23 protein-coding genes are annotated in these 18,787 nt (G+C 75.0%); 9 read left to right on the top strand and 14 right to left on the bottom strand.

The window, feature by feature from the left end; genetic code table 11:
* Window positions 1-21 precede the first annotated feature (21 nt).
* The gene (locus ABZ135_RS21405) at window positions 22-1,101 is read left to right on the top strand and encodes a DNA topoisomerase IB (RefSeq protein ID WP_356697804.1); all 1,080 of its coding nucleotides are present in this window, start codon (window positions 22-24) and stop codon (window positions 1,099-1,101) included.
* A gap of 36 nt (window positions 1,102-1,137) precedes the next feature.
* On the opposite strand, the gene ABZ135_RS21400 is transcribed toward ABZ135_RS21405, so the two are convergent.
* The 4 genes from ABZ135_RS21400 to ABZ135_RS21385 all read right to left on the bottom strand — a co-directional run bounded on the left by ABZ135_RS21400 (window position 1,138) and on the right by ABZ135_RS21385 (window position 3,632).
* Entirely contained in the window at window positions 1,138-1,845 is a 708-nt protein-coding gene (locus ABZ135_RS21400) for a DUF6766 family protein (protein WP_356697803.1), read from the bottom strand.
* A gap of 82 nt (window positions 1,846-1,927) precedes the next feature.
* A complete protein-coding gene (locus ABZ135_RS21395) occupies window positions 1,928-2,365 on the bottom strand; it encodes a hypothetical protein (RefSeq protein ID WP_356697802.1) in 438 nt (145 codons plus the stop codon).
* 85 nt (window positions 2,366-2,450) lie between these two features.
* A complete protein-coding gene (locus ABZ135_RS21390) occupies window positions 2,451-3,044 on the bottom strand; it encodes a hypothetical protein (RefSeq protein ID WP_356697801.1) in 594 nt (197 codons plus the stop codon).
* Between the two features lie 27 nt (window positions 3,045-3,071).
* The gene (locus ABZ135_RS21385) at window positions 3,072-3,632 is read right to left on the bottom strand and encodes a hypothetical protein (protein ID WP_356697800.1); all 561 of its coding nucleotides are present in this window, start codon (window positions 3,630-3,632) and stop codon (window positions 3,072-3,074) included.
* A gap of 141 nt (window positions 3,633-3,773) precedes the next feature.
* Here ABZ135_RS21385 and ABZ135_RS21380 point away from each other — a divergent pair, with 141 nt between their 5' ends.
* The gene (locus tag ABZ135_RS21380) at window positions 3,774-4,637 is read left to right on the top strand and encodes an SDR family NAD(P)-dependent oxidoreductase (RefSeq protein ID WP_356697799.1); all 864 of its coding nucleotides are present in this window, start codon (window positions 3,774-3,776) and stop codon (window positions 4,635-4,637) included.
* A gap of 10 nt (window positions 4,638-4,647) precedes the next feature.
* On the top strand, window positions 4,648-5,628 hold the full coding sequence (locus ABZ135_RS21375; RefSeq protein WP_356697798.1) for an ADP-ribosylglycohydrolase family protein: 981 nt from the start codon (window positions 4,648-4,650) through the stop codon (window positions 5,626-5,628).
* On the opposite strand, the gene ABZ135_RS21370 is transcribed toward ABZ135_RS21375, so the two are convergent.
* Together ABZ135_RS21370 and ABZ135_RS21365 are read right to left on the bottom strand one after the other, a co-directional pair.
* Window positions 5,577-6,275, bottom strand: a complete 699-nt coding sequence (locus tag ABZ135_RS21370; RefSeq protein ID WP_356697797.1) for a response regulator transcription factor — start codon at window positions 6,273-6,275, stop codon at window positions 5,577-5,579. The genes ABZ135_RS21375 and ABZ135_RS21370 overlap by 52 nt on opposite strands.
* On the bottom strand, window positions 6,272-7,510 hold the full coding sequence (locus ABZ135_RS21365; RefSeq protein ID WP_356697796.1) for a sensor histidine kinase: 1,239 nt from the start codon (window positions 7,508-7,510) through the stop codon (window positions 6,272-6,274). The genes ABZ135_RS21370 and ABZ135_RS21365 overlap by 4 nt, the downstream gene beginning before the upstream one ends.
* Window positions 7,511-7,714: 204 nt before the next feature.
* On the opposite strand from ABZ135_RS21365, the gene ABZ135_RS21360 reads away from it, so the two are divergent.
* The 4 genes from ABZ135_RS21360 to ABZ135_RS21345 all read left to right on the top strand — a co-directional run bounded on the left by ABZ135_RS21360 (window position 7,715) and on the right by ABZ135_RS21345 (window position 12,584).
* Window positions 7,715-8,134 carry a DUF2690 domain-containing protein gene (locus tag ABZ135_RS21360; RefSeq protein WP_356697795.1) on the top strand — a complete coding sequence of 140 codons (420 nt, stop codon included), beginning with the start codon at window positions 7,715-7,717 and terminating at the stop codon, window positions 8,132-8,134.
* A gap of 467 nt (window positions 8,135-8,601) precedes the next feature.
* Window positions 8,602-9,063, top strand: a complete 462-nt coding sequence (locus tag ABZ135_RS21355; RefSeq protein ID WP_356697794.1) for an NUDIX hydrolase — start codon at window positions 8,602-8,604, stop codon at window positions 9,061-9,063.
* A 233-nt stretch (window positions 9,064-9,296) separates the two neighbouring features.
* Window positions 9,297-12,125, top strand: a complete 2,829-nt coding sequence (locus ABZ135_RS21350; protein ID WP_356697793.1) for a hypothetical protein — start codon at window positions 9,297-9,299, stop codon at window positions 12,123-12,125.
* A 207-nt stretch (window positions 12,126-12,332) separates the two neighbouring features.
* Window positions 12,333-12,584, top strand: coding sequence for an EF-hand domain-containing protein (locus ABZ135_RS21345; RefSeq protein WP_356697792.1), 252 nt, complete (start codon window positions 12,333-12,335; stop codon window positions 12,582-12,584).
* A gap of 61 nt (window positions 12,585-12,645) precedes the next feature.
* Here ABZ135_RS21345 and ABZ135_RS21340 read toward each other — a convergent pair whose 3' ends face one another.
* The 3 genes from ABZ135_RS21340 to ABZ135_RS21330 all read right to left on the bottom strand — a co-directional run bounded on the left by ABZ135_RS21340 (window position 12,646) and on the right by ABZ135_RS21330 (window position 14,140).
* A complete protein-coding gene (locus ABZ135_RS21340) occupies window positions 12,646-12,927 on the bottom strand; it encodes a hypothetical protein (protein WP_352080840.1) in 282 nt (93 codons plus the stop codon).
* Between the two features lie 551 nt (window positions 12,928-13,478).
* The gene (locus tag ABZ135_RS21335) at window positions 13,479-13,952 is read right to left on the bottom strand and encodes a DUF5709 domain-containing protein (protein ID WP_356697791.1); all 474 of its coding nucleotides are present in this window, start codon (window positions 13,950-13,952) and stop codon (window positions 13,479-13,481) included.
* Between the two features lie 2 nt (window positions 13,953-13,954).
* A complete protein-coding gene (locus tag ABZ135_RS21330; protein ID WP_356697790.1) occupies window positions 13,955-14,140 on the bottom strand; it encodes a hypothetical protein in 186 nt (61 codons plus the stop codon).
* A 233-nt stretch (window positions 14,141-14,373) separates the two neighbouring features.
* Between ABZ135_RS21330 and ABZ135_RS21325 the strand changes: the two genes are divergently transcribed.
* Together ABZ135_RS21325 and ABZ135_RS21320 are read left to right on the top strand one after the other, a co-directional pair.
* Entirely contained in the window at window positions 14,374-14,562 is a 189-nt protein-coding gene (locus ABZ135_RS21325) for a hypothetical protein (protein ID WP_356697789.1), read from the top strand.
* A 186-nt stretch (window positions 14,563-14,748) separates the two neighbouring features.
* On the top strand, window positions 14,749-14,985 hold the full coding sequence (locus ABZ135_RS21320; protein ID WP_356697788.1) for a DUF6480 family protein: 237 nt from the start codon (window positions 14,749-14,751) through the stop codon (window positions 14,983-14,985).
* A gap of 88 nt (window positions 14,986-15,073) precedes the next feature.
* Here ABZ135_RS21320 and ABZ135_RS21315 read toward each other — a convergent pair whose 3' ends face one another.
* The 5 genes from ABZ135_RS21315 to ABZ135_RS21295 all read right to left on the bottom strand — a co-directional run bounded on the left by ABZ135_RS21315 (window position 15,074) and on the right by ABZ135_RS21295 (window position 18,676).
* Complete coding sequence (locus ABZ135_RS21315) at window positions 15,074-15,880, bottom strand: metallophosphoesterase (protein WP_356697787.1); 807 nt, start codon at window positions 15,878-15,880, stop codon at window positions 15,074-15,076.
* Window positions 15,877-16,146: a hypothetical protein gene (locus ABZ135_RS21310; RefSeq protein WP_356697786.1), complete on the bottom strand. Its 270-nt coding sequence runs from the start codon at window positions 16,144-16,146 to the stop codon at window positions 15,877-15,879. Before ABZ135_RS21310 ends, ABZ135_RS21315 begins: the two co-directional genes overlap by 4 nt.
* A complete protein-coding gene (locus tag ABZ135_RS21305; protein ID WP_356697785.1) occupies window positions 16,139-16,906 on the bottom strand; it encodes a nucleotidyltransferase family protein in 768 nt (255 codons plus the stop codon). Before ABZ135_RS21305 ends, ABZ135_RS21310 begins: the two co-directional genes overlap by 8 nt.
* Before the next feature lie 140 nt (window positions 16,907-17,046).
* On the bottom strand, window positions 17,047-18,201 hold the full coding sequence (locus ABZ135_RS21300) for an iron-containing redox enzyme family protein (RefSeq protein ID WP_356697784.1): 1,155 nt from the start codon (window positions 18,199-18,201) through the stop codon (window positions 17,047-17,049).
* Between the two features lie 40 nt (window positions 18,202-18,241).
* The gene (locus ABZ135_RS21295; RefSeq protein WP_356697783.1) at window positions 18,242-18,676 is read right to left on the bottom strand and encodes a CDGSH iron-sulfur domain-containing protein; all 435 of its coding nucleotides are present in this window, start codon (window positions 18,674-18,676) and stop codon (window positions 18,242-18,244) included.
* Between the last annotated feature and the right edge of the window lie 111 nt (window positions 18,677-18,787).

Here is an 18,787-nt window from a genome sequence, read left to right as displayed (position 1 = left end):
TTCGGGGGCACCCGTCTGGACGTGCGGCTGCGGACGAGTGACCCGGAGCGGCCCGGCTGGCGAAGGATCCGCCACGGCCGGGGCTTCCGCTATGTCGACCAGGAGGGCCGGCCCCTGCCGGCCGCCGACCGGGAGCGGGTCCGGGCCCTGGTCATCCCGCCGGCCTGGCGGGACGTGTGGATCTGCCCGTGGCCGAACGGCCATCTGCAGGCGGTGGGGACCGACGCCGCGGGCCGCCGGCAGTACCTGTACCACGAGGAGTTCCGGGCCCGGCAGGAGCGTGCCAAGCACGCCCATGTCCGTGAGGTCGCGGCGGCCCTGCCCCGACTGCGGCAGGCGGTCGGCGAGGACCTGGCCCGGCGCGGCCTGTGCCGGGAGCGGGTCCTCGCCTGTGCGGCCCGGCTGCTCGACCTCGGCTTCCTCCGGGTCGGCGGGGACCGCTACCAGCGGGACAACGACTCGTACGGTCTGACCACGCTGCGGCGCGAGCACGTCCGCTGGGCGCGCGGCCGGGTGGTCTTCGACTTCCCGGGCAAGGCGGGCCGTCAGATCACCATCGACGTGGCCGACGAGTCCGCCCTCCGGGTGCTGCGCGCGCTGCTGCGCAGGCGCGGCGGCGGCGACCGGCTGTTCGCGTACTGGCAGGGCCGGGCCTGGCACGACCTGCGCGCCGACGAGCTGAACGCCTATCTGCGGGACCGGTCCGGTGTCGACATGAGCGCCAAGGACTTCCGGACCTGGCACGCCACCGTCCTGGCCGCCGTGGCGCTCGCCGTGTCGGAGCAGGCCGGGCGGGACTCGGTGACGGCGCGCCGCCGGGCGGTCCGGCGGGCGGTGTGCGAGGTCGCGGAGTACCTGGGCAACACCCCGGCGGTCTGCCGCACGTCGTACATCGCCCCGCGTGTCATCGAGCGGTACGCCGCCGGGGAGACCGTCGCCGCGGCCCTGGACGGTCTCGGGAAGGACGTCGCCTTCGGCCGTCCGGCCACCCAGGGCGCGATCGAGCGGGCCGTGCTGGAGCTGCTGGACGAGGACCGGTCCGCGCGGCGCGGCGCCCGGGCGGCGGATCTCGGCGCCCGGTCGGCGGCGTCGGCGCGGTGAGGCGGGGCTACGGCCGGCGAGGACGCCGGCCCGGGGTCAGCCCTCGACGCCCGTGGCTCCGTGCGAGGCGCCCACCGGCTTGGACTCCGGTGAGCCGCGCTGGCGCAGGTAGACGGAGAGGATGGCCATGGAGGCGACGGCGAGGAGCTCCGACTGCCAGTTCTGGAGCGAGCGGCTCCAGAAGTCCGCGGAGCCGAGGTAGGAGACCCATCCGACGGGGTCCTGGAGCTGGCGCAGGCGCAGGTCGTTGTAGGCCGACACGCCCGACACGGACTGGGCCAGCCAGGACAGCAGGAACAGCGCGGCCATGGTCAGGCCGAGGGAGCGCGAGAACAGGCCCTGGCGCCAGTCCTTCGTACCGGCCCAGCGCGGGGAGTCGTGCCGGGCGTGCTCGCCCATGCGCTGGTCCCGCTCGCTCTCGGTGCCGACCCGGTCCAGCGGCTTCGACTCCGGCGAGCCCCGCTGGACGAGGTGGACGGTCCCGAAGATGTAGAGGAAGAACTGCAGGAACTCGGACTGCCAGTTCTCAGTGACGTCGACGGCGAAGTCCGAGGACATGAGGTAGTCGCCGAGGCCGACCTGCTGGAGCCCTTCGACGGCGAGCTGCTCGTTGAACTCGGCGCGTCCGGCGACGGCCTGGGCGGCGAGGACGACCAGGAAGGCCGCCCCGAAGGCGAGGGTGAGGCTGTTGGACCGCCAGAAGCCCGTCCGGCCGGCGCGGGAGCGGGACCCCTCGGCGCTCACCGCTGCATCGCCCCGATGACGGTGAAGTACGCGAGGCCGCCCAGGACGGTCAGGAGGCACCCCACGAAGACGGTCCTCATCGTCAGTCTCCCTTCACCGCACAGCGGTACGGCTCGTCCTCGTTCTCCGGTTCGCAGCCCGCCGCGGTGACCCGCCAGCCGCGCTCGAAGAGGGACAGGAAGAGCGTGTCCCGCTCCATGCGCAGCAGGGCCTGGCGGCCGTAGACCTGGACGCCGAGGTCGGCGCCGCCGGGCCGCAGACCCGCTTCGCGCAGCGCGGGGGCGCATTCCGTCCGGCCGTCCTCCGTCAGCGCGTCCCTGCTCTCGGGTGCGAGCAGCGCGCACGCCGCCCGGTGGTCGCCGGAGGCCAGCGCCCGTGCGAACTCCACTCCCGCGCGGGTGGCCGCGTCCTCGCGGGACGCGGAGGCGCCGCACCCGGTGAGGAGCGCGGCGCTCAGCAGCGTGCCGAGCACCACGCTGAGCGGGGTGCCCGGCACGGCCGGGTTCCGGTTCGTCGCCACGGTTCCACGATGCCGGTGCGCCCGCCGCGGGGGCGTCCGGCGCGGCCGAACGGGTGTCGATGTCGCCCGTTCGGGTGCCTCGGCGTCAGCGGGTGAGGAGCCGGTTGAAGAAGGAGCGGTACTGGCGCAGGGCCGTCCGCAGCCCTTCCGTGTCGACGTCCTCCCCCTCGTTCCACTGCCCCTCCAGGTTCCGCTTGTGGTCCGCGAAGTTCTCGGCGAGCTTCCGCATCACGTCGGCGACCAGGGTGTCGGCCGCGTGCACGGCCTCGCGGGGGTCGTCGACGAACGTGCTCTGGATGTCGCTCCAGCGGGTGCGGAAGTCCTCCTCGTCCGCCCGCTCCAGCAGGTGCGGGGATTCCTCGGCGTCGGCGCCGGCGCCGGATTCGTCGTCACGGGACGCGGTGTCCGCGTCGGTGTCCGTGTCCCTGGCGCCGGTTCCCGGAGCGGTCCCGGTGTCGGCGACGGTCTCCGTGCCGGTGCCGGTCTCCGTACCGGCGAACGATTCCGTACCGCCGTACGTCTCCGTACCGCCGTAGGTGTCGGTGCCGCCGTACGTGTCGGTGCCGTCGGTGTCCGCGCCCGTGGGGGTGCCGGTGGGGGTGCCGGTGCTTTCTCCCGGGTAGACCGGGGGTCCTTCCGAGCCGTTGCCCGTCGGGTCCGGTGTCTCGTGCTCACGCATGTCATGCCCTCCGCGTCAGTGCGGGCCTCAGGCGCGGCCGGGGCCGGCCGCGTCGCCGTTGGAGAGAAGTTCGTCGAAGAGGGCCCTGTAGTGCACCATCGCTCCCCTCAGTTGCTCGGTGGTGGCCTGCCGCGAGGAACTGAGCGTGTTGATCTCGTGCGCCGCCCGGTAGTGCTCCAGCGTGCGGCCGTGCTCCACGGACAGGTCCCGCATCTGCTGCTCGAAACCCTCGGTGGGATAGCCGCGCTCACGCATCAGCGCGGTCACCAGACGGTCCGCCTCGTGCACCGCGCCCTCGGGCCGGTCCACGAACTCCTCCTGTACGCCGCGCCACTCCTCGGCGTAGCGTTCCCTCGCGCCACTCGGCAGCGGCTTGATGTCCAGCTCCGCGTGACGCTTCTCGCGGGCCCCGAGCTCCTGCTCGGCGGCCCTCCTGCTTCCGACGTCGTCGACCGTGCGGTCGTACTCGGGCCCGAACCGCTCGCGCAGCCGGCGTCGGCGCCGCCGGTCCAGGACGATGGCGAGCGCGATCAGCACGATCACCACCGCGACGGGTATGACGATGGCCAGAATCGTTCCTGTCGACATCGGCCTCGCTCCCTCGGTCTCATCCGTATCCCACGGCGGCTGCCCCACGGCGCCGCCCTGAAACGGCGGAGCCTGGTGGTACCGACACCAGGTGCGGCACACCCTCCCCACGCCGCGGCGGACGCTGCCAGGGTGGCCGTCATGACCCAGCGCACCACTCTGATCACCGGCGTCACCCACGGCATGGGCCGCGCGCTCGCGCTCGACCTGGCGCCGCGCGGCGGCACCCTGCTCCTGCACGGCCGGAACGCCGACCGGCTGGCGGCCGTCGCGGCGGAGGCCCGGGCCGCCGCCGGACCGGGCACCACGGTCCGTACGTATCTCGCCGACCTGTCCGACCTGGACCAGGTGCACGCGATGGCGGCCCGGATACGGGCGGCCGAGCCGCGTCTCGACGGGCTGATCCACAACGCCGTCGCGGGCGGCGGCGAGCGGCCGCTGGTCCGCGAGCTCAGCCGGCAGGGCCATGAACTGCGCTTCGCGGTCAACCACCTGGCGCCCTACGCGCTCACCCGCGCCCTGCTGCCGCTGCTCACCGCCTCCGCCCCGGCCCGGGTGGTCAACGTCGCCTCGATCGGGCAGGAGGCGCTCGACTTCGACGACCTCATGCTGGAGCGGGACTACGAGGGGCTGCGCGCCTACTGCCGCAGCAAGCTGGCGATGATCATGACGACCTTCGAGCTGGCCGCCGAGCTGCGCGGCACCGGCGTGACGGTGAACGCCCTCCACCCGGCCCATCTGATGGACACACCCGGCGTCCGCGCCTACGGCCTCACGCCCGCCGTCACCACGGAGGAGGGGGTCCGCCCGACCGTGCGGCTGCTCCTCGACCCCGGCCCGGCCACGGTCACGGGCCGCTACTTCGACCGGTTCACCGAGGCGCGGGCCCATGAGCAGGCGTACGACCCGGAGGCCCGCAAGCGCCTGATGGAGATCACGCACCGCCTCATCGACGGGACGGCGCGGCCGGGGAAAAGCGCGTGCCGGGGCGCCGCGACGCGGTGATACCGCTCCGATGAGCGACGACATGCCCGCCGCTGTACGGGACTCGCTGGACGGCCTCGCCTTCGGTGACGCCTTCGGCGACCGCTGGTTCGGGATCCTGCGCCGGGAGGGTCCGGCCGCCCTGGAGGCGCGCACGCCGCCGCCCGAGCCGCTGTGGCGGTGGAGCGACGACACCGCGCAGGCGCTCGTTCTCGTACGGGAACTGGCCGAGGGCGGCGGCACCGTCGACCAGGACCGGCTCGCCCTGCGCCTCGCGACGGCCTACGCCGAGGACACGCACCGCGGGTACGGGGCCTCGATGCACGACGTGCTGCGCCGGATCGGGGCGGGCGAGCCCTGGCGGGAGGTGGTCGGCGGACAGTTCGGCGGGCAGGGCTCCTGGGGCAACGGCGCGGCCATGCGGGTCGCGCCGCTCGGTGCCTGGCACGCCGACGACCTCGACGCGGCCGCGGAGCAGGCCGCCCGCCAGGCCGCCGTCTCGCACCACCACCCGGAGGCCGTCGCCGGAGCGGTGGCGGTGGCCCTCGCGGCGGCGCTGGCCGCCCGAGGCCGGGGCGGTCCCGCCCCGTCCCGGCCGGACTTCCTCCGGGCCGTCGCCGGCCGGCTCCCCGAGAGCGACGTCCGGTCGGGGGTGCGGATCGCGGCCCGGATGCCGGAGCGCACCTCGGTGCGGCACGCGGCGGAGGTCCTGGGCTCCGGTTACACCATGTCCGGGCCGGACACCGTGCCCTTCGCGCTGTGGTGCGCGGCGGGCCATCTCGACGACCTGCACGAGGGCCTGTGGCACACGGTCGCCGGGCGCGGTGACATCGACACCACGTGTGCCATCGCCGGCGGTGTCATCGCCGCCCGTACGGGTGTCACGGGCCTGCCCGCGGCCTGGCACGCGGCCCGGGAGCCGCTCCCGCCGGTGGTCGGGGCGTCCGGCCGAGCGACGCCTCACGCGCGGTCCCGGAGGGCGTCGCCGGGGACGACCAGGCCCGTCTCGTAGGCGACCACGACGGCCTGGGCGCGGCTGTCGACGTTCAGTTTGGTCATGGTGCGGTTCAGATGGGTCTTGACGGTCGCCTCGCCGATGTAGAGCCGTGCCGCGATCTCGGTGTTGGACAGGCCGCGGGCGGTCAGCCGCAGCACCTCGCACTCGCGGGCGGTGAGGACGTCCAGGTCGGCGGCGGGGCCGGGGGCCGGGGTGCCCCGGTCGGTGCGGGCGGCCTGGGTGACGTAGGACTCGATGAGGCGGCGGGTGACGCTCGGGGCGAAGAGCATGTCGCCGCGCGCCACGGCGGTGACCGCCTCGATCAGCCGCTGCGGGCCGGTGTCCTTGAGGAGGAAGCCGGAGGCGCCGGCCCGCAGCGCCGCGTACACGTACTCGTCGAGGTCGAAGGTGGTGAGCACGAGGATCCGGGGGCCGGGGTCGTCGGCGCCGGCCAGGATGCGTTCGGTGGCGGCGGTGCCGTCCACGCCCGGCATGCGGATGTCCATGAGGACGACGTCGGGCCGGAGGCGGGCCGCCTCGGCGACCGCCGTCTCGCCGTCGGCGGCCTCTCCGACGACCTCGATGCCGGGTGCCGCGCGCAGCAGGGCCACGAGGCCGGCTCGGATCAGCTCCTGGTCGTCGACCACGAGCACGCCGATCATGCCGGTGGCCGACCGCCCCGCGGGTCGTCGTTCTGGGTCACGGGAAGTCTGAGGCACACGCGGAATCCCCCTTCGGCCCGAGGGCCGGCGTCCACTGTTCCGCCGTAGAGCCTCGCGCGTTCACGCATGCCGATCAAGCCGTGACCCGACCGGACGCCGAGCTTGGCCGGATCCGGGTGGTCGGGCCGCCCGTCGTCGGTGACGGTGACGACCAGTTCGCTCGGCCGGTACGCGACGAGGACCTCGGCCCGCGCGGGGCGGGCGTGCTTGATGACGTTCGTGAGCGCCTCCTGCACCACCCGGTAGGCGCACAGCTCCGTGCCGGGCGCCAGCGGGCGGGGTACGCCCACGGTGCGCAGGTCGACGGGGACGCCGGCCGCCCTGACCCGCTCGGCGACGTCCGGAAGCCGGGCGAGGCCCGGCATGGGGGCGTACCAGGTCGCGGGCTCGCCGTCCGGGTCCGGGCCGCTGTCGGCCTCGGAGCGGAGCAGGGTGAGGATCCGGCGCAGCTCGCCCAGGCCCTCCTGGCTGGTCTCCGAGATCGTGCCCAGGGCGGCGCGGGCGGTGTCCGGTGCGGAGTCGAAGACGTAACCGGCCATGCCCGCCTGGACGTTGATGACGGACATGTGGTGGGCGACGACGTCGTGGAGCTCGCGGGCGATGCGCCGCTGTTCGTCGGCGACGGCGCGCCGGGCCCGTTCCTCCTGCGCCTCGCGCAAGCGGGCGGTGAGCACGGCGAGTTGGCGGTTGCGGCGGCTGATGCGCCGGGCGTTGTTGCCGAGAAGCCAGACGACGGCGGGGACGGCCGCGGCCTGGACGAAGGGTACGAGCGGGCCGAGTTCGGGGACGGTGAGGCCGCTGTAGAGGACGACGGCGGCGGTGAGCGCGGCGGCCGCGGCGGTCGTGCGGGGCGGCCGCTGGGCGGCGACGCCGTAGAGGGCGAGGGCGGGGAACCAGAAGTTCAGGGAGGGTTGGTAGCCGGCGGCCAGGTATCCGGCGAACGCCAGGCAGGTCGCGACCAGGACGAGGACGGGGGCGACCCGGCGCAGGGCCAGCGGAAGGCCGGCGAGCGCGGTCAGCAGGTAGGCGTGGGCGTCGAACGGCGGCCATCTGTCCGGGTGGTACTGATGGCCGACCACCGCCGTCGCCGCCACCAGGCCCAGGGCCACGGCGGCGTCGACGAGCCGGGGATCCGTCTCACGGAACCGCCCCGCCCACCGGGTCCTCGTGCGCATCGGACGATCGTACGGCCGGGGCCGGCGGGCGGTCGTCCCCCGGCGGGGGCAGCACCGGCGGGCGGTGACTACCGCAGGGGTTTACCCCGCGGGTCAACTCTGCGGTGGACGACCCGGGGACGGCGTCCGCGGGATCGTACGGGGGCACCACCGCACGACGACCGCACGACGACCGCACGACAGAGAACCGATCAAGGGGGAGACATGAAGATCAGCAGGCGCACCGGCGTCCTGGTGTCCACGGCGGCACTGCTGCTCGGCTTCGGCGGCACGGCCACGGCCGCACAGGCGAGCACGGGTTCGGCCGCCTCGGCGATGGCGTGCAGCACCAGCAACGCGACGACGCCGAGGACGGCGAGCGTCGACGGCATCCGCATCGAGCTGCGCTACAGCACCTCCAGCCGCTGTGCCTGGGGCCGCATCACCGCCGCGGACCCGGGTGACAAGGTGTGGGTCGACCGCTCCAGCAACGGCGGTGCCTCCTGGACGGGCCCGATGGGCATGACCACCGTCCAGTACGGCTCGGACACGCACACCCCGGCCTACAACGACGCCGGCTACGTGATGCGGGCGTGCGCGTGGAACGACTCCACGGGCAACATCCGCTGCACCGGCTGGTACTGATCCACCCTCCGCGGCCCCTTCCGGGGCCGCACACCATGAAGGCCCGGCGCCGGTTCCGCTCGCTCACGGGGGAGACGGGGGAACGAGCGGAACCGGCGCCGGTCGTGGCGGCGAGGCCCCGGGCGGTGACCGGCCTCGCCGCCGCGCACGTCCGCGCCCGCCCGGGTCGGGTTTCGGCCAGGTCCGCACCGGGTCGGGAGCGCCGCCCCGCAAGGGCCGGTACACCCGGCACGCCCACGCGTCCCCTCCTCTCCCGGCGTTCACGGCTCGTCCGAAACACGTGTGTGCGACACGCGGAGTCCCGTCGTTGGGCTCGGTGACACACCGGATGCGCCGTCGACCGAGGAGCAGTGAGTACCGTGCCCCCTCCCCCGCCCCCTTCCCGCACCCCGCGCGGGACGACCGATGCCGGAGCCCGCGCCGGGGCGAGCCGGACGTGGCTGCCTCCGGAGGAGTACGCGGCGACCTTGCCGAAGGCGACCCTCTTCGGCTGCGTCTTCTTCACCGACCGGCACGACCGTCCGCTGCAATTGCGGTCCGTCTACAGCCCGGAGCACCCCTGGCAGTGGCCGGGCGGCACGGCCGAGGACGGCGAGCGGCCGTGGGAGACGGCCGTGCGCGAGACCGAGGAGGAGACCGGGATCGTGCTGCCCGGGCCGCCGCGGCTGCTGGCGGCGGTGTTCGGCCTGCCGGGGGCCGCGTGGCCGTTCGCGACGGTGGGGTACGTGTTCGACGGCGGCCGGCTCACCGACCGCCAGATCGCCGCCATCACCCTCTCCCCGGAGGAGCACGACGAGGTGCGGGCCCTGTCGCCGGAGGAGTGGCGGGGCCTCATGCCGGCGCGGGACTTCGACCGGCTCGGCGCCGTGATGGAGGCCCGCCGCAGCGGGACGACCGCGTACTTCGACACCTGGGACTGGGACGTCTGACCGCGCCGCGGCGACCGGCCGGCCCCGCTCCACCGCGGGCCCGGCCCTCGCGATGCCGCACGAACCCTCATGGTCGGCCCACCGCCCCGTTCTTGACCTGACATCAGGCAACCCGGGCGGTCTCCTCACCGTCCTCACGGGGCGAGAGAGGCACCGGGGACCCGGGAGGTCCCCCCTCGGGACTCCCGACGCGTCCCGGTGCCTCGACGAGTCCGATCGTGAGGAAGACCGCTTTGATACGTGTCACACGCGGCATGACCACCGCCGTGGCGTTACTCGCGCTGGCGACGGCGTGGCCGGGACCGGCGCACGCGCAGCCGTCCCCGGGGGATCCGACGGCGACGTCCCCGGCGGGCCGGTACGGGGACCTGAGACTGCCGGAGGGCTGGCGGATCACCGGGAGCGGTGCGGGCAGGCAGCTCGAGTGGACGCCGGCCGAGCCCGTACCGATGGGGGACGCGCGGGTCGAGTTCCGGGCGGGCGACCGGCTGTTGGGCCATCCGGTGCCCCGGGCGGACGGCCGGTCCTTCCGGCTGCCGATGGGCGACCTCCGGCCGGCGGAGGGCGAGCGGCTGCGGGTGACGGCCGGCGGCCGTGCGCTGGACGGGACGGGTCCCGCCTCTTCGGCGCGGAACCGGCCCCTCGCTCCGTCCTCGCCGTCCACTCCGCTCGCGCCGCCCGGTGCCGGGCAGGCCCCGCCGCCCGTGAACGCCGTGGACCCCGGCGTACCCGGCCCGTACCGCACCGTCGGCGGCGCCTACACGCTGAAGTCGGTCCGGTTGCCCGGCTTCCCCGAGCCCGTCGAGATGCGGGCCGCCGTGGTGGGCCCGGCCGACGCGCCGGGAAAGCGGCCCGTGGCCCTCTTCCTGCACGGCCGTCACTCCACCTGCTACACGCCGGGCACAGAGGACATCAACGGCGCGTGGCCCTGCCCGGTGGGCATGCGGCCGATCCCCAGCCACGAGGGCTATCTGCACACCCAGCGGCTCCTCGCCTCCCAGGGCTATGTGACGCTCTCGATATCCGCCAACGGCGTCAACGGGCAGGACTTCCGGGCCGAGGACGGCGGCGCGCAGGCCCGGTCCTCCCTGGTCCGGCTGCATCTGGCGCGCTGGGCGGAGTGGGCGGCGCAGCGGAAGGACGCCCCGGCGGTCGTGCGCACGATGCCGCCCGCCGACCTCTCGCGGGTGCTGCTCGTCGGTCACTCCCGGGGCGGCGAGGGCGTCAACCGGGCCGCGCTCGACAGTCTGTACCCGCCGCCCGCCGACCAGGACGGCCACCGGGGCCCCGTACGGTGGACGATCCGCGGCAACGTCCTGATCGGCCCCACGATCTTCGGCCAGAACCCGGCGCCGGACGTGCCCTCGGCGACCCTGCTGCCGGGCTGCGACGGCGACGTGTCCGATCTGCAGGGACAGATCTACGTCGACGGCACCCGGGGCGTCAGCCGGGGCGCCGCGCTGCACAGCGCGGTCTACATGGTCGGCGCCAACCACAACTTCTTCAACAGCGAGTGGACTCCGGGGCAGGCGAAGGCGTTCGCCATGGACGACTTCTCGTCCGAGGACGGCGCCGATCCGGTCTGCACCCCCGGGACGCCGACCCGGCTGACCGCGACGCGGCAGCAGGCCGCCGGCTCCACGTACATCGCCGCGGCCGCCCGGCTGTTCGTGGCGGGTGACGACCGGGTGCGTCCGCTGCTCGACGGCACCGGCCGCCGCGCGCCGTCGGCCGGCCCGGCCCGGGTCCTCACCCACGCCGTCGGCGCCCACCGGACGCCGGCGTTCCTGCCCGGCCCGTCGGTCACGGTGACGGGCCCCGGTGCGCGGCTGTGCGCGCAGGTCGACCCGGACGCCGCCCGCGCCTGCCTGTCGCCCGACGAGGGCGGCGCCTCCCCGCACTTCGCGTCCTGGGAGGCGTCCCCGGAGCCGGGCCGTGACGCGGTCGCGGTGCGCTGGGAGCGGCCGGGCTCCCCGGTCGCGGTGCGGGCCGCCCGGCCGGTCTCCCTCGCGGGGGCCGAGGCCCTGGCCCTGCGGCTGATCGTCCCGCCGAACAGCGCGGGCACGGCACTGGACGTCGCCGTGAGGGACGCCTCGGGTCGCCGGGCGCACCTGGGGCGGGTCACCCTCGACGGCCTGCCGGGCAGCGAGCGGACCACGTCGTACTGGGGCCGTGAGGTGCGCGTGCCGCTGTCCCCCGCGGTCCGCGCCGGCCTGGACACGCGGCGGATCGGCACGCTCGAACTGACGCCGCGCAGTGGCTCCGGCCGCGCCTGGCTCATGGACGCCTGGGGCTGGCGGCCCGGCACACCGGCGGTGCGCCCCGCGCCGCTGGCCCGGGTCGACATCGGCCGGATGACGGTCGACGAGGGCGACGCGGGGGTCCGGACCTACCGCGTCCCGGTGCGGGTGTCCGGCAAGGGCTCCGGCCAGGTCAGGCTGTTCGTCCCCCGGCCGGACGGCGACGAGATCGCGTCCCGCCTGGTGACGGTCCGTCCCGGTCGTCATGACATCGAGGTCCCGGTCGAGGTGCGGGGCAACACCCGCTACGGCTACGACCTCACGCACGACGCCTTCGTGAAGGCGGTGCGCGGCACCGTGGTCGGCGCCCACCGCGGCGGGGTCACCGCGCGGAACGACGACCCGCTGCCCGCGGTGAGCCTCACGCCCGTCGCGGACGACGTGGCCGAGGGCGAGGCCCTGACCTGGCGGGTGACGCTGTCCACGGCCGCCGACGCGGACGTCATGGGCGGCCTGGAGTTCCTGCCGGTGACGGCGGGCGAGGAGCTGTCGACGGCGGACGTCGACCGGGCCTGGCTGGAGGAGAACTTCTGGTTCGTGCCCGATCCGCCCCGGCCGCTGTCCCGGCCGGTGGAGCCCGGCGCGTATCTCTCCTTCGCCGTCCCCGCCGGGGAGACGAGCGCCCTGGTGACCGTCCCCACCGTGAAGGACGGGGCCGCCGAGCCGACGGAGTCGGTGCGGGCCGCGCGGTTCGTCTACGACGCGGAGTGGGAGCGGGTGCCCGGTCCCGAGGTGACGGGGCGGGTGCGGGACGCGGGCTGACCCGGCGACCCGGCGAACCGGCACGAGGGAGGGGCGGCCCGTGAGGGCCGCTCCTCCTGCCGTGGGCACGGGCGGCGGAGGCAACTTCGCGGGCGGCTCGCGCGTCCTTCCCCACAGCACCACATCAGGCGCACCCACGTCAGCCCACATCCACGGTCAGCCACACCCCCGGTCGGTCGGACCGGGATCCAGCGAACAGGACACCCGATGAGCGACAAGGCCCGCATCCTCTTCGACGCGCTCGACCTCGACCACGACGGCACGCTGACGCGCGCGGAGGTCATCGGGGCGCTGCGCGCCAAGGGCCCGACGCTCGCCGCGCAGGGAGTGATCCCGGTGTGGGGCGTGAGCGGTGACGACGCCGCGTCGGCCCTGTTCGACCAGGCGGACCAGAACGGCGACCGGGTCCTGTCGTTCGAGGAGTTCGCCGCCCTGGTGGACCGCCGTTTCGGCTGGTGAGACCGGGGCGGGCCAAAGAGGTCGGACGAGGCGGCGGGGATTCCCGGACCGAGTCCGCGCGCTACGCCGCCGTGGGGCGGGGCGGCCGGTGGGCCGTGGTCAGCGGACCGACCACGGTGAGCGGGATGCCCAGGGTCTCGCAGATCCGGCGGGCCCGGGAGAGCGTGCTCAGCGAGGCGGGCGACGGGTCGGACGTGGGGAGTTGGATGCGGACGTGCCGGGGGCGGTGGGCGTAGAGGAGCGCCTCGGTCTCCAGGAAGGCGGCGGCCCGGCTGGTCACGTCGAGGTCCCGGAGCAGCGACAGATGCAGGACGCCGTCTTCGAAGGCGTGGCTGATGAGCATGACGATCTCCTTCCGCCGCTCGATGGGCCGCCCCTGCCGCACGGCGTGCTGTGGGTATGAGCAGGGCAGGCCGGGGCGGCTCACCCAGTATGCGGAGAAGCGTGCTGCGTGCGTCCTTTCGTGGACGTGTCGGGCGGCGGCGGTGGGGGTCGTCCGGGCCGGCGCGCCGACGGCCGTCTCGCTTCCCGCCCGGCGACCGCGACCGGGCGGTGGTGGCCGTGGCGGTGGCGGAGCTGCCTCGCCCGGGCCCGTACGCCGCTCGTACGTTCTCGTACGTTCTCCTACGTCTCGTACGGAGTCGTCGTACCGGACAAGGCTAGGCAGAGGCCCCCCGTGATCGCACCCGCACGCCCTCGGGGCCCGGTGTGGACCGGGTCCCGAGGGCGTGCGTACGGCGTGGCTGGTGGCCTGCTACGAGGCCGCCGTCACCGGGCGGCTGTCTCCTCCGGGTCGCCGCGGGGCCGGCACGGCAGGGCGCCGATCCTTCCGGCCGGGCAGCCGGACATCGGCCGGGCCGGGTCCCGGGGACCCGGCCCGGTGCCCGGTCGTCGTCACGCGCCGTCGACGGCGGTGTCGCGGTGGACGGCCGCCTCCTCGGCCGGCGCCGTCCCGTCGTCGATCCCCACGTCCTCGGCCGCGACACCGCCGGGGACCGGCGAGTCGGGGCGGGTGAGGCGCCCGGCGCGGGTGGCGCCGGCCTCCTCGTCGAGCGGTTCGCCGTCCCCGTCCGGGAGGTCTCCGACCTCGTCGCCGCGCGCGGGGGCCACGTCCGGACGCTCCTCGGCGAGCCGGTCGGCCAGCGGGGCGCCCTCGCGCTGTTCGCGCGGGGTCGTGCCGTGGCGGGTGACGGCGTGCGGTCGGTCGGGCGGGGAGTAGCCCGGCTCCTCGACGGCTTCGGTGATGTCGGCGTCGAGCGCGTTCTCGGGGTCGTAGGGTCCGCTCGGCCGGTTCGGGGCGTCCGAGCCGGTCGGCTGGTAGACGTCGTCTCCTCGGGCGTCCGCTCCCGCCGCGGGGTCCTGGGGCATGGTCACGACTCCTTCCGTCCACTTCGCGAGCCTTCGCCGCCGTCGCGGCGGCCGCGTCGTCCGGTCTCCGTGTCGTCCTCTTGGGCCGGTGGGCCCTGTCCGGAACGGACCTCGTCCTCGACCTCCTTCTTGCGTGCGTCGTCGAGGCGGGGTCCGGACGTGTCGCTGCCGCGCTGGGGCGTGCTCATCGGCTGTTCTCTCTCCTGCGGTCGGCGCCCGCCGCCGGCGCCGTGTCCTCATCGCGACTACCCCGGCGGGCGGGCGGCAGACATGGGTTCGTCGGTGGGCGAGGGGTCGGGCAAGGCGCGCGCGGAGGCCGGGCGGGTGCCGGCCGCGTGCGGGACGAATGAAACCTCCGGGACGGGTGAGACGCCCAGTGAACCCTTCCAGCCCTTCCCTCCGAAACGGCAGGAGGCCGACGATGAGCAACCCCCAGCAACCGGAGCAGAGGCGTAGCGGACGGGGTGCCTCGACCCCGCAGAACAGCGCGGCGCTCAAGGCGGAGCAGCCACGCGGCAAGGGAGGCCGGCCGCACGGCACCGACAAGGGCGAACGTGGCGGTGGCGAGGGCGGCGGCACGCCTCCCGACCAGCAGGAAGGCCACACCTGAGATCCGGTGCGGTGGCCCGGCCGGCCGGGCGGCCGCACCCGCACCCCCAGGGCCTCCGGCGCTCGCCGGAGGCCCTTCTCCGTGGCCGTGGCCGGGCACGACCGGTGCCCGGATGCCCGGATGCGCGGCGCGCCCGGGGGTAGGCGCCGGGCACGCGGCCGACCGGCCGCCGAGGAGGTGACCGTCATGACCACTCCGAGCAATCCCGACCCGGACCCCCGCACCTCCGCGGGCCTCGAACCGGGCGGTGGCGTGCCCCCGGGCGAGACGCCTCCCGCGGAGGCGGGCACAAGCACCGGCACAGGACCGTACCGGCGCCCGACCCGCGGCTGGGCGGCCGGTCCCATGGTTCTGCTGTGGATCCTGGTCCTCGTCGTCGCCCTGTTCTTCGCGGTGTACGGCATCGTGCTGGCCACGCGCTGACCGGCCACGACCGAGGGACGTCGCCCCGTCGGGGCGACGTCCCTGAGGTGTGAGTCCCTGAGGTGTGCGGGGACGCACGCATGTCGGATCAGGCGGGCGGCCCGGCCGTGGGGCCGGGAGCGCCGTCGGGCGCGTGGTGGCCGTCGACCGGCAGTTGGTAGAGGGCGAATGCCTGCCGGATCACCGGCTGGGCGACGTTGCGGACCCGTACGCCGCCGGCCGTCATGCCGTGCTCGGTGCCCAGGTGGGCGTGGCCGTGCACGGCGAGATCGGCGCCCGCGGAGTCGATCGCCTCGGCGAGGAGATAGCTGCCGAGGAAGGGGTAGATCTCGAGCGGCTCGCCCGCCAGCGTGTCGGGGACCGGGGAGAAGTGGGTCAGCGCGATGCGTACGGCGCAGTCGCCGACGGCCAGGTCGCCGAGGGCGGCGGTCAGCCGTTCCGCGCTGAGCCGGGTGGTGCGGACGAACGCCTTCATCTCGGGTTCCCCGAACTCGCCCGCGCTGCGGCCGACGAAGCCCCCGCAGAAGCCCTTCGCGCCCGCGATGCCGACCTTGCGCCCGGCCACGGGCAGCACCACGGCCTCCCCCTCCAGGACGGAGACCCCGGCGTCCTGGAGGACCCGGGTCACCTCCGACTCCTGGCCGGAGTGGTAGTCGTGGTTGCCGAGGACGGCCACCACCGGTACGCCGCTGTCCTTGACCTCGCCCGCCACCACGGCGGCCTCCTCGGCCGTGCCGTGCCGGGTCAGGTCACCGGCCAGCAGCAGCAGGTCGGCGCAGTCCTTGAGGCGGGAGAAGGCGGGCCGCAGCAGCCCCTCGCAGTCCTCGCTCAGATGGATGTCGCCGACCGCCGCCACCCTGACGACGTCGTGCGCTGTCGACGTGGCGGCGCTCACGGCAGCTCTTCCCATCGCTCGGGCGCGTCCGCGCAGGCCACGGCGAGGTCCGCGAGCACGGTGAAGCCCGCCAGCTCGCCCCGGGCGAGCCGCAGGATCTCGTCCCGCCGTGTGGTGGTCGGCACGGTGCCCGTCAGGACGACGGCGGCACCCCGCTGCTCGATCTGCACCCCGAGCTCGGCCAGGTCGTCGCCCGCGAGCCGCTCGCGCAGCCGCGCGATGCGGTACTCGCCCTCGTGCGCACCGGCATGGTGCTGCTCAGTCATCGCCGCTTCCTCCTCCCGCCGCCGTGGGGTCCGTCGCGCCGGTCCGCACCGTCTCCGGCCCCGCCGCGCCCGCGGCCGCCTCCTCACCGGCTGGCGGAATCACGTCGAGCAGTTCGAGGAGGTAGAGGAAGGCCGCCGCCATCGGCTGCCCCCGGCTCTCCGCGCGCACCCGGGCCCAGTCGACCCGTTCGCGCAGCCCCCGTGCGACCGGCAGCAGGGCGCCGAAGTCGCAGTGGTGCTCCGAGAGCGCTGCGAGCCGGACGATCATCAGGTCGGTGGGGTCGATCACCGGCATGTGGACGGAGTCGACGGGCAGCGTCCAGGCTCGTCCGAGGAATTCGGTGGTGACCGGGTGTCCGGCCAGCGAGAAGATCAGGTCGATCTCCTCTCCCCCGCTGCGGGCCTTCACCAGCCAGTCCTCGGGGGGCTCCACGATCCGGATGCCGCGCTCGCGCAGAAGCTGGGTGACCGTCTCGGCGTCCTCCCGGCGCACGGCGAAGTCGGTGTCGTGCTGGAGCCGCACGGGGATGCCGTGCGCGTACGCCGCCACGCTTCCCACCAGGGCGAAGGGGCAGCCCGACTTCTTCAGGACGGCGGCGACCTCCTTCGTCGCCTCCAGGATGGCCTGCGTATGGTCCGGCGGCAGGTCATGGGCGCGGTCGTCGCGCTCCAGCCGGATCTCACCGTGACCCGACCGCAACTGGTGCGGGTGTGAGTGCGGGGCGCGGGCGCCGTCGCGACGCCCTTCCGTGAGGTTCATGGGGTCCTCCTCCCGGGGACGACCGGCGTCTCGTCGGGGGCCGGAGCCCTGCCTCTACCCCGAACGGCGGGAAGCATCCGCGCCACCGAGGTCGTCGCCGAGGTCGTCGCCGGGGCCTGTGTCGAGGCCGGTGTCCGGGTTCATGTCGGATTGCTGTCAGGGTTTCCGTCGGGGCCGGGGGCGGGGCCGGGGTCGAGGCCGTCGCCGAGGGGTGCCCGCAGGGCGGTGGTGCCGGCCTCCCAGGCACGGGTGACGGAGTCGGAGAGGGCGTCCTCCAGGAGGACGGTGGCCTCGACGCCGAAGACCACGTCCTCGGCGAGGTCCGGTTCGTCGGCGAGGAGCCCGCCGACGACATCGCGCCGCACAAGCTGCTCGTGCACGGCGTCGGCCTCCACGTGTTCGTCGTAGAACCGCACCGCGGCCTCTCCGGCGCCGACCCGGCGCATGGCGGCGGCGATACGGGACGCGGCGGGAGAGGAGGTGACCTCCAGGGCCGCGAAGTGGCCCACGAGGGCGCCGCGCCGGGCGCGGTGCAGCCCGAACAGCGACATCAGGTTCACCGCGGCGAGGGCGGGCGCGCCGACGAGGGGCAGATAGTGGCCGTATCCGGAGTCGAGCCCGAGGTCGTCCATCAGGTCCGCGAAGAGCCGCGCGTGCATCTGCTCGGCCCGCCCGCAGCCGTACTCGTCGAACTGGATGGTCATCATGGCGGCCTTGGCACGGCCCTGGAGCCGCGGCACCACCCACAGGTGCGGGTCGGCCTCCCTGAGCTGGTAGACCGAGCGCAGGACGGCGTACTCCCGCAGGTGCTCCAGGGTGCCGTGCCGGAGCAGGAAGTGGGACGCGCCGCGCCCGTCGACCGGTTCGGTCAGGAGCGCGTCGAAGACCTCACGGACCCCGCCGGACCGGCCGCGGGCGTCGCGCAGCGCCTCCTCGAAGCGCCGCTCCAGGAGGGCGCGCAGCCGCAGCAGGTCCGGGTCCCACTCGGTGTCCTCCGGCACGCCGTCGAAGCCCCGGTAGTGGAGTTCGTAGGCGAGGTGCAGGGCGAGGTGGAGGTCGTCGCCGTACGGGTCGGCGTCCGCCGTCGCGCGGGAGTCGGGCAGGGTCCGGCTCCGGCCGAGCAGGAAGTCGGCGACCGCCTCGGAGAGGTCGCCGCGGGGCGGTGGGAGCGCGGGCCGCCGCTCCGGGCGCTGTTCCGGCCGCCGGTCGGGCGACCCGTCGGGCGACGGGTTCGCCGCCCGGGTGCGCTCGGCCGTCCGCTCCTCGGCCGTGGTGCGCGGGGCTGTGGTGGTCATCGCAGGGCCTCCTTGCCGCCGGTGACGGTCACCGCGGCGCTCACCGCGGTTCCTCCGCTCCGTCCCGTACGGTCTCGTCCCGTACGGATTCACCCCGTACGGCTTCGTCCGGTACGTCTTCGCCGTCGTGTGTGCCGTGTCCTTCGTGCGTGTCGTGTCCTTCGTGGCCGTCGTGTCCGTCTCCGTCGTCCGCGGCCGTGTCGCGTCTCGTCGTGTCCCGTGCTCCCCGGCGCAGGCGGGGGCGGTGGCTGGTGTCGCAGAACGGCGCGCGGAGACTGCGCCGGCACATGCACAGCGCGATCACGGGCCGGTCGCAGCGACGGACCGTCCCGTCGTCGAGGACGATCTCCACGGGTCCCTCGACCAGCAGCGGTCCGTCCGGGACGGGGGTCACCCGCGCCGCCGCGGGCCTCGGGCGTGCGGCACCCCCGTTCGTGGCGCGTTCGTCGGAAACGCGTTCGTCGGAAAGGCTCACGGCACACCTCCGGTCGCATCGGCGTGAAGGACGGGTGCCCCGTTCCGCCGCCGGTATGCGGGGCCGGGGCGGCACGCGTGAGCGGGGCGATCCTGGGTAGCCGCACCCGTC

It is taken from the genome of Streptomyces sp. NPDC006339 (assembly GCF_040612775.1).
In the GTDB taxonomy this organism is placed as follows: domain Bacteria; phylum Actinomycetota; class Actinomycetes; order Streptomycetales; family Streptomycetaceae; genus Streptomyces.
The sequence above is the reverse complement of the archived record's forward strand: the minus strand, read 5'-3'. Positions and strand labels throughout refer to the sequence as shown.

Bases quoted from the DNA above. Each gene is read 5' to 3' on its own strand.
- ABZ135_RS21390 (WP_356697801.1), bottom strand. From the start codon at position 3,044: ATGCGTGAGCACGAGACACCGGACCCGACGGGCAACGGCTCGGAAGGA.
- ABZ135_RS21385 (WP_356697800.1), bottom strand. From the start codon at position 3,632: ATGTCGACAGGAACGATTCTGGCCATCGTCATACCCGTCGCGGTGGTG.
- ABZ135_RS21380 (WP_356697799.1), top strand. From the start codon at position 3,774: ATGACCCAGCGCACCACTCTGATCACCGGCGTCACCCACGGCATGGGC.
- ABZ135_RS21375 (WP_356697798.1), top strand. From the start codon at position 4,648: ATGAGCGACGACATGCCCGCCGCTGTACGGGACTCGCTGGACGGCCTC.
- ABZ135_RS21370 (WP_356697797.1), bottom strand. From the start codon at position 6,275: ATGATCGGCGTGCTCGTGGTCGACGACCAGGAGCTGATCCGAGCCGGC.
- ABZ135_RS21365 (WP_356697796.1), bottom strand. From the start codon at position 7,510: ATGCGCACGAGGACCCGGTGGGCGGGGCGGTTCCGTGAGACGGATCCC.
- ABZ135_RS21360 (WP_356697795.1), top strand. From the start codon at position 7,715: ATGAAGATCAGCAGGCGCACCGGCGTCCTGGTGTCCACGGCGGCACTG.
- ABZ135_RS21345 (WP_356697792.1), top strand. From the start codon at position 12,333: ATGAGCGACAAGGCCCGCATCCTCTTCGACGCGCTCGACCTCGACCAC.
- ABZ135_RS21340 (WP_352080840.1), bottom strand. From the start codon at position 12,927: ATGCTCATCAGCCACGCCTTCGAAGACGGCGTCCTGCATCTGTCGCTG.
- ABZ135_RS21335 (WP_356697791.1), bottom strand. From the start codon at position 13,952: ATGCCCCAGGACCCCGCGGCGGGAGCGGACGCCCGAGGAGACGACGTC.
- ABZ135_RS21330 (WP_356697790.1), bottom strand. From the start codon at position 14,140: ATGAGCACGCCCCAGCGCGGCAGCGACACGTCCGGACCCCGCCTCGAC.
- ABZ135_RS21325 (WP_356697789.1), top strand. From the start codon at position 14,374: ATGAGCAACCCCCAGCAACCGGAGCAGAGGCGTAGCGGACGGGGTGCC.
- ABZ135_RS21320 (WP_356697788.1), top strand. From the start codon at position 14,749: ATGACCACTCCGAGCAATCCCGACCCGGACCCCCGCACCTCCGCGGGC.
- ABZ135_RS21310 (WP_356697786.1), bottom strand. From the start codon at position 16,146: ATGACTGAGCAGCACCATGCCGGTGCGCACGAGGGCGAGTACCGCATC.
- ABZ135_RS21305 (WP_356697785.1), bottom strand. From the start codon at position 16,906: ATGAACCTCACGGAAGGGCGTCGCGACGGCGCCCGCGCCCCGCACTCA.
- ABZ135_RS21300 (WP_356697784.1), bottom strand. From the start codon at position 18,201: ATGACCACCACAGCCCCGCGCACCACGGCCGAGGAGCGGACGGCCGAG.